The organism is Cryobacterium luteum (assembly GCF_900110125.1).
GTDB lineage: Bacteria > Actinomycetota > Actinomycetes > Actinomycetales > Microbacteriaceae > Cryobacterium > Cryobacterium luteum.
The window spans coordinates 1-13,096 of record NZ_FOCN01000010.1 but is presented as its reverse complement, the minus strand read 5'-3'; the positions used below and the strand labels follow the sequence as shown (position 1 = coordinate 13,096).

The window sequence follows — 13,096 nt, the reverse complement described above, 5'->3', positions numbered from 1 at the left end:
GCGTGGTGGACGCCTGTTGAGCGTGGGACCGGGGGCTCTCTTTTTTGGGTGGATTAGGCCAGGGGAGCAGTTGGCCAACGCTTAGATACCCGATGTGCAACATCGGAGACCGCGCCCACCGCGGCCCTGCCCAGATCTACATCCTGCGCGTCCATTGAGAGGGAAGACACCATGACCCAATTCCAGCATCGATCCAACCCGCGCAAACGACTTCTGGCTGCCCTGCTGGCCGTCGCAGTGGTCGGAGTCGGCAGCGCCGGCTTCGGCGGAGCAGCCGCCGCGGGCCCGCTCCCCCAGGCGCCCGTCGCCCTCGGCGTTGCCGGCACCTTCGCAATCCTGTCCAAGACCGGGGTGACGGATGTCCCCTCATCCGCCGTCACCGGCAACGTCGGGGCGAGCCCGATCAGCGGTGCCGCCATCTTGCTGACCTGCCCGGAGGTGACCGGCACGATCTTTTCGGTTGACGCCGCAGGCCCGCCGTGCAAGGTCACGGATGCCACGCTGCTCACGAGCGCCATCGGCGACATGGGCATCGCATACACGGATGCGGCCGGGCGCGTGAACCCCGACTTTGTCAACCTCGGTGCCGGCGAGATCGGCGGACGCACCCTCGTACCAGGCCTCTACACGTGGAGCACCGACGTTTCACTCTCCAGCGACGTCAAACTCTCCGGTGGTCCGAACGACGTCTTCGTCTTCCAGATCTCCGGCAACATCGACCAGGCGCCGGCCAAGAACGTAACCCTCGTGGGCGGCGTTCAGGCCAAGAACGTGTTCTGGCAGACAGCCGGCGCCGTGACTCTCGGCACCACCGCCCACTTCGAGGGCACCATCCTGAGCAAGACCATGATCGCGATGAACACCGGCGCATCGATCAACGGCCGCCTGCTGGCGCAGACCGCGGTCACCCTGCAGAGCAACACCGTCACCGAGCCGACGAAGTAACTACTTCGCAGGCCGCAATACGGGCCGGGGAGACGACATCCGTTGTTCTCCCCGGTCCCTTTGCTCGCGTCGAGAGCCCTGAACCGGGCCATGACGTCGTCGTGGGCGCTCGTCGGCCGCGCTTCCCACGTTGCCGGGTCGTCGATGTTGGCCACCAGTTCTTCGAGATCGGGCAGCTCGAGGACATCGGGAAGATTCAGGAGCCAGCGCCGCAAACTGCCGGGCGTCGATGACGGTCACGTGCTCCGGCTTCTCGAATTGTGATCTGCCCGGGGCAGAAGTCGCGATGGTCGACGCCCTCGGCAAGGTCATGTTCGATCTCGTTAGGGACGAAACTCAGTTGTTCGAGGAGTACGCGGACAGTGCAAACCTCACGAAGTGGCTGCAGAATGCGGTTTTCCGTGCGCTCTATACGAGCGCGGCATAGCTTTGTCAGGGCGCATGGGGAAACGTCGTCGTGGCCGCCGATCTGACTTGACCGGGAGCTTGTCGATCAACTGAGGATGCAAACGCTGCCATCTACCGAAGCGAATGCGACAGGCGGTTCGGTGGTTGCCGACGACAAGCGTGCATCGCCGTGCGTACTTTCGAAGCTTTGGCCCAGGCCTTCCCCGTGACACAGGGATCACCTTCCGGCCACAGGCGGCCCTGGACGTACGCCGAAGCCATTGCGGATTCGAAAAGCAGTCTCGGTATGAATGATTAAAGTCTTGATTACCGTGAGAACTGACACCTGCGACCGGGCCGGCAGGGAGCGGATGACGGGAATCGAACCCGCGCTATCAGCTTGGGAAGCTGAAGTTCTACCATTGAACTACATCCGCGCGCCCGCTGTGACTGAACAACAACCGGAACCGTGCCAGCATATCAAGCCCTCACGGCTAGGCTGGCATCGTGCTGCTCTCCGATCGTGATATCAAGGCTGAACTCGACGCTGGACGAATCGGTTTGGAGCCGCTCGACCCCGCCATGATCCAGCCGTCGAGCATTGACGTGCGCCTCGACCGCCTGTTTCGGCTGTTCGACAACCACAAGTACGCCTACATCGATCCGGCCGAGGACCAGCCCGAACTGACCCACCTCATCGAGACCAAGCCCGACGAGCCGTTCATTCTGCACCCGGGCGAGTTCGTGCTCGGTGCCACCTACGAGCAGGTCACCCTGCCCGACAATGTGGCGGCGCGGCTCGAGGGCAAGAGTTCGCTCGGTCGCCTCGGCCTGCTCACCCACTCGACCGCCGGCTTCATCGACCCCGGGTTCTCCGGCCACGTCACGCTCGAGCTCAGCAATGTCGCGACCCTGCCGATCAAGCTGTGGCCCGGCATGAAGATTGGCCAGCTGTGCTTCTTTCAGCTCAGCTCGCCGGCCGAGAAACCGTACGGCTCGAGCGAGTACGGCTCCCGCTATCAGGGCCAGCGCGGCCCGACGGCGTCGCGCTCATTCCAGAACTTTCACCGCACCACGATCGAGCGCTGACCCGCGCACCTTCACCGGGTATAGCGGATGCCGGCAAGCCGAGCAAACGCAGTACATCGAAGGTAACCTTCCGTCGGGTAAAATCTGGGTATGACCTCCATGCCCACCCGATTCGACGAGGCGCTCATCGCGCACGGTCCCACGCCGGCCTACCCGGGGCGCATGCACCGCTTCGGCCAGATGGTCGGCTCCTGGGCCGCGAAAGGCACTCGGCTCGATGAGACCACGGGCGAATGGATCGAACGCGATTTCGTCTGGATGGTCGAATTCATCCTCGACGGTCGGGCGGTGCAAGACATCGAGGTCGTCGCGAGCACGACGCATCCGTCGGGATTTGAAACCGTCGCCACCACCGTGCGCGTCTACGACCCGTTCGCCGGCGCCTGGCGGGTCAGCTACTTCGCGCCGGTACTCGGCGAATACTGCCAACTCATTGCGACCCCGTACCGCCACGGCGTGCGGCAGGAGGGCACGCGCACCGACGGTCGCCCGATCCGCTGGAACTTCACGGCCATCACTCCGGACAGCTACAAGTGGGAGGGCTGGGTCTCAGCCGACGAGGGCACAACCTGGCAACTCATTGAACACACCGAGGCCACCCGCATCCGCTGAGAAACGGATGCTGATGGCCTCGGTGTGAGCGACTTACAGGGCGAACTTGAAGCCGAGGTCGGTGGGGTAGTCGCCGAGGGCGGTGAGGTTCGCGGCTGCGGCCTGCAGGGCTGCGAGCGTGAGTGCGAGGGTGCCCGGTCCAAAGCTGACTCGGCTGATGCCGAGTTCGGCGAGCCGCTTCAGCGGAACGAGTCCGGGCGCACCGATCACCGAGATTTTGCCGTTGACCTGCTCGATGGCGCGGGCCACTTTGTTTTCGTCTGTGAGGCCGAGGAAGAAGATGACGTCGGCGCCGGCGCCGAGGTAGGCGTTGGCGCGGGCGACGGCTTCGTCCCAAGCGCCGCCGCCGGCGAGGGTGTCGACGCGGGCGTTGATGACGAGCGGAATCCCGCTCTGGTCGGCGCCAACTCGGGCGGCAGCCACGCGCGCGGCGGCCGTCTCGATGTCGAATTGCGGGGTTTTCTCGGCGCCGACGGAGTCTTCGATGTTGATGCCGACGATTCCGGATTCCTCGATGAGGCGACGTACGTTGCGGGTCACGCCGAGGGCATCCGGTGCGTAGCCCTTCTCGAAGTCGGCCGAGACCGGAAGGTCGACGGCGCCGGCGATGATCGTGGCGGCGATGATGGCCTCGTCGAGGGAGAGCCCTTCGCCGTCTTGCAGGCCGCGCACGTTCGAGATGGAGTGGCTCGCGGTGGCGAGGGCCTTGACGTCGGGGGTATCGGCCACGACCTTGGCGGTGATGGCATCCCACACGTTGGTCACGATGAGGGGCTCGCCGGGCACATGCAGCGAGAGCAGGAGTTCGGCCTTCTGGAGCTGGGTGAGTGTCATGCGTTTCAGTCTGACTGGCCTGAGCCACCTAAGCGAGAGGAAAATCTGATTTCAGGGGATGCTCAGGCAACCGCTGGCTGGCGCCCAGCCGGCACTGCGGCGCTTCTAGCGGATCTGCTGCTGACGTGCAGTGACGGGGATCAACAGGAGCAGGCCGAGGAGCAGTACGAGCATGATGCCGAGAATGCCCCAGTAGACGGCGCCGAAGATCGACACGAAGATCGCGAAGGCCGTGGGGGCGAGAAAGCTGACAGCGCGACCGGTGGTTGCGTAGAGCCCGAAGACTTCACCCTCACGCCCGACCGGAATGAGTCGCGCCAGAAAAGTACGGCTGGCGGATTGCGCCGGACCGACGAACAGGCAGAGGGCCAGGCCGGCGGTCCAGAAGACGATCTGGCCGCCATCGTGCAGCAGGAATACGAGCATCCCGCTGACCAGCAAGCCCACGAGTGCGGTCACGATCACGGGTTTGGCACCGAGACGGTCGTCGAGCGATCCCACGGCCATGGTGGCGATGCCGGCCACGACGTTGGCGGCGATGGCGAATATGATCACTTCGCTCGGCGAAAATCCGAAAACGGATGCCGCGAGCACACCTCCGAAGGTGAAGACACCGGCCAGGCCGTCGCGAAAGATGGCACTCGCGAACAGAAAATAGACGGTCGGGCGGCTGGTGCTCCAGAGACGCTTGACGTCGTGGGCGAGCACGACGTAGCTCTGCAGAAAGCCGACCTTCTCGCGGCGTGCTGCTGCGGGCGCCCGATACTCGGGTACCCGCAGAAGCACGGGCAGCGCGAAGAGCCCGAACCAGGCTGCGGCAACGAGCATTGTGACGCGCACGGCCAGGCCGTTCTCGCTCGTCACACCGAACAATCCCACTTCGGGGGCGATGAAGCCGAAGTAGACGATGAGCAGCAGCACAATTCCGCCGAGGTAGCCCATGCCCCAGCCGAACCCGCTGACCTTGCCGATGGTGCGGGGAGTCGAGACCTGGCCGAGCATCGCGTTGTAGTTGACACCGGCGAATTCGAAGAAGACGTTGCCCGCAGCGAGCAGAACCAGCCCGAGCACCAGATAGCTGGGGCTGGCTTCGATGAAGAACATGGCGGTGGTGAGGCCGACCACCACGAACGTGTTGGCACCGAGCCAGAATTTGCGCCTCCCCGAGGTATCGGAGCGCTGCCCGGTGATCGGGGCCAGAACCGCTACGAGGAGCCCGGCAATGGCCAGCGCCCAGCCCAGTTGGGCCGAGACGGCGGCTTCGTCGCCGAACGCGGAGCCGGTGAGGTACACGCTGAACACGAACGTGGTGACGACAGCGTTGAATGAAGCGGAGCCCCAGTCCCAGAACGCCCAGGCCACCACCCGGCCACGCGTTGGAGGGGCACCCGCGTCTACGGCGACAGTCTCGGTCATGTGCACAATCTACTGCTCCGGGGTAAACATCCGGATTTGCCGGCCCGCGGCATCCGCTTGTGTCTCAGTGGGTGCGTTGAAACTTGAGTCACTCACACTCAACTTTCAGCCCGAGAAATTGACACGGACGAATCGGTTCTGGAATACTTGAGTCATCGAGGCTCAAGTCTTGAGATTACTTTGTAGTTCGTTTCGCACATGATTGAAGGAGAACAACCCACATGGCTCGTGCAGTAGGTATTGACCTCGGAACCACCAACTCTGTGGTGGCCGTGCTCGAAGGTGGAGAACCCACCGTCATCGCCAACGCTGAAGGCTTGCGCACCACCCCCTCGGTGGTCGCGTTCACCAAGGACGGCGAGGTTCTCGTCGGAGAAACCGCCAAGCGTCAGAACGTCACCAACGTCGACCGCACCATTTCCAGCGTGAAGCGCCACATGGGCACCGGCTGGACCGTCGGCATCGACGACAAGAAGTACACCCCGCAGGAGATTTCGGCGCGTATCCTCGCCAAGCTCAAGCGGGACGCCGAGCAGTACCTGGGCGAGAAGGTCACCGACGCCGTCGTGACCGTGCCGGCGTACTTCAACGACGCCGAGCGTCAGGCCACCAAGGAGGCCGGCGAGATCGCCGGCCTCAACGTGCTGCGCATCATCAACGAGCCGACCGCCGCCGCGCTCGCCTACGGCCTCGACAAGGGCAAGGAAGATGAGCTCATCCTGGTCTTCGACCTCGGAGGCGGAACCTTCGACGTGTCGCTGCTCGAGGTGGGCAAGGACGATGATTTTTCCACAATCCAGGTGCGTTCGACCGCCGGCGACAACCGCCTCGGCGGCGACGACTGGGACCAGCGCATCGTTGATCACCTGATCAAGCGCTTCAAGGAGACCACCGGCGTCGACGTCTCGAAGGACAAGATCGCCAAGCAGCGCCTGAAGGAAGCTGCTGAGCAGGCCAAGAAGGAACTCTCCTCCAGTATGTCGACGAGCATCCAGCTGCCCTACCTGTCGCTGACTGAAAACGGTCCGGCCAACCTCGACGAGACGCTCACCCGCGCCCAGTTCGAGAAGATGACCGAAGACCTGCTTGACCGCACCAAGAAGCCCTTCCAGGACGTCATCCGTGAGGCCGGCGTGAAGGTCGGCGACATCGCCCACGTCGTACTCGTCGGCGGTTCCACCCGCATGCCCGCCGTGTACGAACTCGTCAAGAGCGAGACCGGCGGCAAGGACCCGAACAAGGGCGTCAACCCTGACGAGGTTGTTGCCGTCGGCGCCGCCCTGCAGGCCGGCGTACTGAAGGGCGAGCGCAAGGACGTTCTGCTCATCGACGTCACCCCGTTGAGCCTCGGCATCGAGACCAAGGGCGGCATCATGACGCGCCTGATCGAGCGCAACACGGCCATACCGACCAAGCGCAGCGAAACCTTCACCACGGCCGATGACAATCAGCCGTCCGTTGCGATCCAGGTTTTCCAGGGCGAGCGCGAGTTCACCCGCGACAACAAGAACCTCGGAACCTTTGAGCTCACCGGCATCGCGCCGGCGCCGCGCGGAATTCCGCAGGTCGAGGTCACCTTCGACATCGACGCCAACGGCATCGTGCACGTCTCCGCCAAGGACAAGGGCACCGGAACCGAGCAGTCGATGACCATCACGGGCGGTTCCTCGCTCGCGAAGGAAGACATCGAGCGCATGGTGCGCGAGGGTGAAGAGCACGCCGCCGAGGACAAGCGCCTGCGCGAAGTCGCCGAGACCCGCAACACGGCCGAGCAGCTCGCCTACTCGATCGAGAAGCTCATCAAGGACAACGTCGACAAGCTGCCCGAAGACGTGAAGAATGAGGTGCAGGCCGATGTCGACGCCCTCAAGTCCGCTCTCGCTGGCGACGACGACGACGCGGTGAAGACCGCGTTCGACAAGCTCAACGAAAGCCAGGGCAAGCTCGGCGAAGCCATCTACAAGTCCAGCCAAGCGGATGCCGCAGCGGGCGCCGACGAGGCCGGAACCAATGAGGCTTCCACCGAAGAGAACAAAGACGAAGACGTTGTCGACGCCGAGGTTGTTGACGACGACGAAGACGACAAGAAGAAGTAGGCCGCAACTATGGCTGACAAGAAACATCCAGGCAAGGACGCTGCGGGGGTGCCCGATGACGGCACCGGCGCGGGCGTTCCCTCGGAAGCAGCGCCCGATGCCGCATCCGCTGGTGACGAAGAAGCCGCGGCTTCGGCCGACGGGATCGAAGAAGACGAACTGACCGTTCAGGACATTCTGGACGCGGCAGAGCGTGAAGTGGCGGAGCCGACGAGCGAACACCTCGCCGACCTCAAGCGTGTGACGGCCGAGTACGCCAACTACCGTCGGCGTACCGAAGCCAACCGCGCCATCGAAAAAGAGCGCGTGACCGGGGATATCGTCAAGGTGCTTATTCCGGTACTCGATGACATCTACCGTGCTGAGAAGCACGGCGACCTCGTACCCGACTCTGCTTTCGCCACGATCGCGGCCAAGCTGCGGGCAAGTGTTGAGCGCCTGGGCCTGACGTCATTCGGCACGGTCGGCGACCCCTTTGACCCGACCATGCACGAGGCGATCTTCCAGCAGCCGAGTGCGGCCGTCGACACCGAAACCGTCGGCGATGTCGCGGAGACGGGGTATTACCTCGGTTCCACGCTGCTGCGCGCGGCCAAGGTCGTCGTTCAGGTACCGAGCGATGGCTAGCCAGGACTGGTTCGACAAAGACTTCTACAAGGTTCTCGGGGTATCGAAAGATGTCACGCCGGCCGAGTTGAAGAAGGCGTACCGCAAACTCGCCCGAAAGTACCACCCGGACTCCAACCCGGGAAACCCAGCCGCTGAGGCGAAGTTCAAGGAACTCAGCGAGGCGCACTCGGTGCTCAATGATGCCGCCCAGCGCAAGGAATATGACGCCGTCCGGGCCATGGGCAGCGGGGCGCGGTTCGCTGCGCCCGGCGGCCGGGCTCAGAGCGGCGGCTTCGAGGACGCTTTCGGAGGCATGTTCGGCGGCGGAAGCCGTCAGCAGAGTTACACCTTCGAGCAGGGTGGCTTCGACGATATCCTCGGGGGTATGTTCGGCAGAGGTGGCGGTGGTGGGGCCGGCTTCGGTAACCCCACCGGCGGCTACCGGGGATCGGGCGCGCCGACCAGGGGCCGCGATGTGATCGCGTCGACGACCATCGACTTCATCACGGCCACCCAGGGCGACCAGATCAGTCTGCAGACCCAGGACGGCCGACCGATCAAGGTGAAGATTCCGGCCGGAGTCGCGGACGGGCAGAAGATTCGCCTGCGCGGCAAGGGTCAGTCCAGCCCCGACGGAGGAGAATCCGGCGATATTGTGCTGACGATCACTGTGCGCAAGCATCCGGTGTTCGAACGCGACGGCCTCAACCTGCGCGTGACAGTTCCGGTCACCTTCGTCGAGGCCAGCCTCGGCGCGACGATCGAGGTGCCCACCCTCGGAGGCAGACCGGTCAAGTTGCGCGTTGCCCCCGGTACTCCCGGTGGCCGCGTGCTGCGGGTCAAGGGTCGCGGAGTAACCACCGCGAAAGGCACGGGCGACCTGCTCGCTATCGTGCAGGTCGCGGTGCCCTCGCACTTGTCGAAGGACGCGGAAGAGAAACTCGCAGCGTTCGCCGAAGCACTGCCCAAGGAAAACCCACGCGATGAACTGATCGCGCGGGCGAAGGGTTAGTCATGGACGAGACCACCCGGGTCTTCGTGATTTCCACGGCCGCCGAGCTTGCGGGAATGCACCCGCAAACCCTGCGCCAATACGATCGCCTGGGCCTCGTCAGCCCGGAACGCACCCCCGGCAAGAGCCGCCGCTACTCCATGCTCGACGTGGCAAAGCTCCGTGAAATCGCATTCCTGGGCTCGGAGGGTGTGAGTCTGGAAGGCATCCGTCGTATCCTCGAACTCGAGGATCACGTGCGCGGACTCGAAAATCGCGTGCGCGAACTAGAATCGACGCTCGCTGACGAACTGCTGAACCGTCCGGGCCGCCGCGTTTTTGCGGCTGGCTCCGCCGGTGACGTCATTTCGATGAAGGCGGGCACCCGCACCAGGCGCAGCAACCAGATCGTCATCTGGCGGCAGCCCAGACCATAGTCATTTGTAACAAGCTCCACGTTTCTGTTTCACAGCACGAACTGGTTGCACCGGCACCACTTTCAGGGGGAACCATGTCCGAATCGGGCACGCACGACCAGTCCGCGCCGCGGAACACCAGCAAGCACGAGAATGAGCGTGTGAACGAATTCGATTTCGACCGTCTGCGTCGTCGTCCCGACATCGAGGCGGAGAACCTCTTTGCCGTCGATGCGAGCGACCGACTCATTCTCGACGAAGCGGCCGGCGCGCTCGCCGCCTACCGCCTTGACGGCGTCGTCGTACTCGAGGACCGCTACGGCGCCCTCACCCTTGGCGCGGCCGCCCTGCATAACGCCCGCGGCATCCGGGTCTACCAGGACGCCCTCTCGGGAGAATACGCGCTCGACAGCAACGCCTCCGGCGTCAACCTGACGGATGCTTACCGCTCGCTGCCCCTTGGCGAAGAACTGCTGAAAGACGCCCACGTCGTGCTGCTGCAGTTGCCGAAAAGCCTCGATGCCCTCGACGAGATCGCCGGCGCCATCGCCAGGTACGCCTCGCCCGACGTCATCGTCTTCGCTGGTGGCCGCATCAAACACATGACCGTGAGCATGAACGAGGTGTTGCGCCGCCACTTCGGCGCCCTCAACGTGCGCCCGGCACGCCAGAAATCCCGCGTGCTGATCGCTTCCTCGCCGCTAGCCACGTCGATCACAGACTGGCCGCACAGCGAGCGGCACGAGGACTTCGACCTCACCGTGCGCGGCCACGGCGGCGTGTTCGCCGGCACCAGTATCGATATCGGTACCCGGGCATTGCTCGAGGTGCTCGACCGCATGAAGCCCGACGCCGAACGCGCCATCGACCTCGGCTGTGGAACCGGTGTGCTCGCCGCGGCACTGGCCGCGCAGCGTCCGCTGCTGCAGGTGCTCGCTACGGATCAGTCGGCCGTCGCCGTCGCATCCGCTCGCGCGACCGTCGACGCCAACGCGCTCGCCGATCGCGTCACCGTGGTGCGCGCTGACGGGCTGTCCGGCCAGGCCGACAACTCGGCCGACCTGATTCTGCTCAATCCGCCGTTCCATATCGGAGCGTCGGTGCATGCCGGCCTGGCCGAGAAGTTGTTCATCGACGCGGCGAGGGTGCTCGCACCCGGCGGCGAACTCTGGACGGTGTGGAACACCCACCTCGGCTACCGCCCGATGCTCACCCGCATCGTCGGCTCGACCCGCCAGGTCGGCCGCAACACCAAATTCACCGTGACGGTATCAACCGGCCGCTGACTCGTTGGCGCGGGTCAGGCACCGACGAGCTGCTCGCCGTTCAACACGTCGAGCTGCCACTGTGTCGCGTCGTCGGCGGCCACGTGGTGATGGTGCACGAGGTTGAGCGTGGCATTGCTGATGCTGCCAATGCGCTGGTCGAGGGCGTGCTCAAGGCTCAGCCGTATGAGGGTGCCGTGGGCAACGACGATGATGCGCGCACCGGGATGGCGTTCGGCCAGCTGGTGCAGCGCATCGACCCCGCGCTCCGCGACAGCCTCTTCGGTCTCGGCGCCGTGGAATCCACCGGGAAATCGCAGGGCATCAAGCTCCGGTCCGGCGCTGAGACCCTCGGCCGGCCCGTAGTTGCGCTCGATCAGGCCCGGAATGCGCCGGGCGATGTCGAGGCCGAGCTGTTCGCCGATCAGGTCAGCAGTTTCGGCGGCCCGAGACAGCGGCGACGAAACGATGAAATCCCAGCCGTAGCGCTGGAGGGGAACGACGGCATCCGCTGCCTGGCCACGTCCCACGTCGTTGAGCGGGATATCGGTGGCACCCTGGATGCGCAGGGCGGCATTCCAATCGGTTTGGCCGTGGCGGATGAGGGCGAAGGTCGTCGTCGTGGTCACCCGTCTATTCTGCCTTGGCCGACTGGGAGTGGGCGGCGTGCCGCGGATTCCACCTCGTGCTTCGGCGCAGCCCAGGCCAATCGAGCGACTTCCCTGACCGACCAGCTCAACAGCATGACGAGGAGCACGTTGCGCACGGTGAGCAGCAGGAGCGAAAACGGGTCGCCGGCGATGAGCGGCAGGTAGAAGATGGGGAAGACCAGCGTGGTCAGGCCGGCTATGGCCAGCATGAGCACGGCCGGAACCCGCCACAGCATCCAGCTGCGCCCGACACCGACGGCGACCACCGGCACCAGCCACAGCATGTACTGCGGTGACCCGACCTTGTTGAAGACGACGAACGCGCTGACCAGGGCGAGGGAACCAAGCAGAACGAGCTGGGCGGCATCCGCTCGCCGCAGTGTGGCGATGAGTAACAGCACAAAAATAGCCGCGATGGCCGCGAACATGACCGGCGTCATCAGCGAGGCAACCAGATCGGTGCCCGGGCCCGACACCTCACGCGTGGCGATGGAATAGTTCTCGTAGATGACCGTGTCGGGGCGACCCAGGGTGGCCAGCCATACCCACGGGGTGGTGATGGGCGCCTCGAGCTGCAGGGCACGGTCGGTTTGTTCCGTGATGAAGCCGGTGAGATAGCGCAGTCCGCCCAGCAGCCAAACGGATGCTGCCACTCCGGCGGACAGCGCGGCCCCGGTGAGCAGTACCGTGCGTCGTCGGGGTGACACCGTGACCACGGCGAGAATGACCGCGGCCGGCCAGACCTTGATCCAGGTGGCGAGAGTGAGCAGGACCGCGGCTACCAGCGGACGCCGGGCGAGCAGCACGAGGCCGACGATGACGAGGGGGGCCGTTATCCCTTCGAGGCGCAGCAGGCCCACCGGGCTGAGCAGGAACGATGCGAGCAGCCAGTACCAGGCAGACTTGAACCCGCTGCGGCGGCGCCCCCAGTCGGTGAGCGCCCCGACGGCAACCGCGTTGAGCACGGTCGTCATCAGGAACCACAGCAGTTGATACAGCAGCGGACCAGCGACGCTCGCGAAGGCGATTGGGAGAATGGCGCCGATCGGGTAGACCCAGGCGGTATCGATTCCCTGCCAGACGCCGTTGCTGAAGCCGAGCTCGGCCCAGGTGCGGTAGAGCGGAAGGTCTCCAAGCACGCGGCCGGTGAGGATGGTGGGGAGGAGTGCGAGCAGGAAAACCGTGTGCAGGACGAGGAAGCCGAGCGCCAGGGTGCGCGGGCGTTGCAGGGTGAGACGGCGGCTCGGGGTGAGCGCTGTCGCCAGGCGGGCGTCAACCCGATCGAAGATTGTGGACATGGGACCGTTTCTGCAGGTGCGAGGTGGGGTCTTTGCGTGCAGCTTAGGGGTGCCGGGTTAACGTGCGGTGTCGGAGGAGGCGGTTATGCCCGGGCCGTCGGGGTCCAGGTTACGAAACCGGGCCCAGGATAGACTTGGGTTCTACTGGTCGTTGCAACACCCAGACTCTTGGGAGTTTGTATGACCACGTTAAACCCGACCAATGAGCCCTCGACCGACGAACAGAATCCGTGCGCGGACAAGGCGTCTTTTCTGGCTCTGCTGGAGCGACTTGGTGACGTGACTTCTGCCTCGGCTGAGCTGGGCATCAACCGCGGCACTGGCTACCGTTGGGCGCGCAGCGTTGGGATTCGAGGGCCGAAACCGCACCCTGGGCGTGAGATGTTCCGTGAGCTCCGCGCGGCTGGCACTCCCCGCCGTGAGGCGGCCGCTTTGGCCGATGTCGATATCAGGACTGCCGTCGACTGGGACAAAGGGATCCGTAAATC

Annotated in this window: 13 protein-coding genes, 1 tRNA gene and 1 pseudogene; 10 read left to right on the top strand and 5 right to left on the bottom strand. The window is 64.6% G+C overall.

Going from position 1 to position 13,096, the window contains the following annotated elements:
• Nucleotides 1-171 precede the first annotated feature (171 nt).
• Nucleotides 172-945: an ice-binding family protein gene (locus tag BMW72_RS11060; protein WP_092110518.1), complete on the top strand. Its 774-nt coding sequence runs from the start codon at nucleotides 172-174 to the stop codon at nucleotides 943-945.
• A 229-nt stretch (nucleotides 946-1,174) separates the two neighbouring features.
• Nucleotides 1,175-1,372, top strand: a complete 198-nt coding sequence (locus tag BMW72_RS11055; RefSeq protein WP_092110516.1) for a hypothetical protein — start codon at nucleotides 1,175-1,177, stop codon at nucleotides 1,370-1,372.
• A gap of 326 nt (nucleotides 1,373-1,698) precedes the next feature.
• Here BMW72_RS11055 and BMW72_RS11050 read toward each other — a convergent pair.
• A tRNA-Gly gene (locus BMW72_RS11050) sits at nucleotides 1,699-1,769 on the bottom strand.
• A 70-nt stretch (nucleotides 1,770-1,839) separates the two neighbouring features.
• Between BMW72_RS11050 and dcd the strand changes: the two genes are divergently transcribed.
• Entirely contained in the window at nucleotides 1,840-2,421 is a 582-nt protein-coding gene (gene dcd, locus BMW72_RS11045) for a dCTP deaminase (protein WP_092110514.1), read from the top strand.
• Nucleotides 2,422-2,511: 90 nt separating this feature from the next.
• Nucleotides 2,512-3,033 (top strand): hypothetical protein, encoded by a 522-nt coding sequence (locus BMW72_RS11040; RefSeq protein WP_092110513.1) that lies wholly within the window; start codon nucleotides 2,512-2,514, stop codon nucleotides 3,031-3,033.
• A 33-nt stretch (nucleotides 3,034-3,066) separates the two neighbouring features.
• Here BMW72_RS11040 and BMW72_RS11035 read toward each other — a convergent pair whose 3' ends face one another.
• A complete protein-coding gene (locus BMW72_RS11035; RefSeq protein WP_092110512.1) occupies nucleotides 3,067-3,867 on the bottom strand; it encodes an isocitrate lyase/PEP mutase family protein in 801 nt (266 codons plus the stop codon).
• Nucleotides 3,868-3,972: 105 nt separating this feature from the next.
• A complete protein-coding gene (locus tag BMW72_RS11030) occupies nucleotides 3,973-5,283 on the bottom strand; it encodes an MFS transporter (protein WP_092110510.1) in 1,311 nt (436 codons plus the stop codon).
• A 221-nt stretch (nucleotides 5,284-5,504) separates the two neighbouring features.
• Between BMW72_RS11030 and dnaK the strand changes: the two genes are divergently transcribed.
• The 5 genes from dnaK (at nucleotide 5,505) to BMW72_RS11005 (ending at nucleotide 10,681) form a co-directional block, all read left to right on the top strand.
• Entirely contained in the window at nucleotides 5,505-7,379 is a 1,875-nt protein-coding gene (gene dnaK / locus BMW72_RS11025; protein ID WP_092110508.1) for a molecular chaperone DnaK, read from the top strand.
• A 9-nt stretch (nucleotides 7,380-7,388) separates the two neighbouring features.
• Nucleotides 7,389-8,006, top strand: a complete 618-nt coding sequence (locus BMW72_RS11020; RefSeq protein ID WP_092110506.1) for a nucleotide exchange factor GrpE — start codon at nucleotides 7,389-7,391, stop codon at nucleotides 8,004-8,006.
• Nucleotides 7,999-9,000 (top strand): DnaJ C-terminal domain-containing protein, encoded by a 1,002-nt coding sequence (locus BMW72_RS11015; protein WP_092110504.1) that lies wholly within the window; start codon nucleotides 7,999-8,001, stop codon nucleotides 8,998-9,000. The genes BMW72_RS11020 and BMW72_RS11015 overlap by 8 nt, the downstream gene beginning before the upstream one ends.
• A 2-nt stretch (nucleotides 9,001-9,002) precedes the next feature.
• Nucleotides 9,003-9,416, top strand: a complete 414-nt coding sequence (locus BMW72_RS11010) for a heat shock protein transcriptional repressor HspR (RefSeq protein WP_092110502.1) — start codon at nucleotides 9,003-9,005, stop codon at nucleotides 9,414-9,416.
• 140 nt (nucleotides 9,417-9,556) lie between these two features.
• The gene (locus tag BMW72_RS11005; RefSeq protein WP_241983776.1) at nucleotides 9,557-10,681 is read left to right on the top strand and encodes a class I SAM-dependent methyltransferase; all 1,125 of its coding nucleotides are present in this window, start codon (nucleotides 9,557-9,559) and stop codon (nucleotides 10,679-10,681) included.
• A 14-nt stretch (nucleotides 10,682-10,695) separates the two neighbouring features.
• On the opposite strand, the gene BMW72_RS11000 is transcribed toward BMW72_RS11005, so the two are convergent.
• Together BMW72_RS11000 and BMW72_RS10995 are read right to left on the bottom strand one after the other, a co-directional pair.
• Entirely contained in the window at nucleotides 10,696-11,289 is a 594-nt protein-coding gene (locus BMW72_RS11000) for a histidine phosphatase family protein (protein ID WP_092110498.1), read from the bottom strand.
• Nucleotides 11,286-12,608: a glycosyltransferase 87 family protein gene (locus BMW72_RS10995; RefSeq protein WP_092110496.1), complete on the bottom strand. Its 1,323-nt coding sequence runs from the start codon at nucleotides 12,606-12,608 to the stop codon at nucleotides 11,286-11,288. The genes BMW72_RS11000 and BMW72_RS10995 overlap by 4 nt, the downstream gene beginning before the upstream one ends.
• A gap of 180 nt (nucleotides 12,609-12,788) precedes the next feature.
• Between BMW72_RS10995 and BMW72_RS19000 the strand changes: the two are divergent.
• Nucleotides 12,789-13,096, top strand: a pseudogene (locus tag BMW72_RS19000) (hypothetical protein); the annotation flags it as partial.

Excerpts from the sequence above, each read along its gene's own strand:
- BMW72_RS11060 (WP_092110518.1), top strand. The coding sequence starts at position 172 with ATGACCCAATTCCAGCATCGATCCAACCCGCGCAAACGACTTCTGGCT.
- BMW72_RS11055 (WP_092110516.1), top strand. The coding sequence starts at position 1,175 with ATGACGGTCACGTGCTCCGGCTTCTCGAATTGTGATCTGCCCGGGGCA.
- BMW72_RS11040 (WP_092110513.1), top strand. The coding sequence starts at position 2,512 with ATGACCTCCATGCCCACCCGATTCGACGAGGCGCTCATCGCGCACGGT.
- BMW72_RS11035 (WP_092110512.1), bottom strand. The coding sequence starts at position 3,867 with ATGACACTCACCCAGCTCCAGAAGGCCGAACTCCTGCTCTCGCTGCAT.
- BMW72_RS11030 (WP_092110510.1), bottom strand. The coding sequence starts at position 5,283 with ATGACCGAGACTGTCGCCGTAGACGCGGGTGCCCCTCCAACGCGTGGC.
- dnaK (WP_092110508.1), top strand. The coding sequence starts at position 5,505 with ATGGCTCGTGCAGTAGGTATTGACCTCGGAACCACCAACTCTGTGGTG.
- BMW72_RS11020 (WP_092110506.1), top strand. The coding sequence starts at position 7,389 with ATGGCTGACAAGAAACATCCAGGCAAGGACGCTGCGGGGGTGCCCGAT.
- BMW72_RS11015 (WP_092110504.1), top strand. The coding sequence starts at position 7,999 with ATGGCTAGCCAGGACTGGTTCGACAAAGACTTCTACAAGGTTCTCGGG.
- BMW72_RS11010 (WP_092110502.1), top strand. The coding sequence starts at position 9,003 with ATGGACGAGACCACCCGGGTCTTCGTGATTTCCACGGCCGCCGAGCTT.
- BMW72_RS10995 (WP_092110496.1), bottom strand. The coding sequence starts at position 12,608 with ATGTCCACAATCTTCGATCGGGTTGACGCCCGCCTGGCGACAGCGCTC.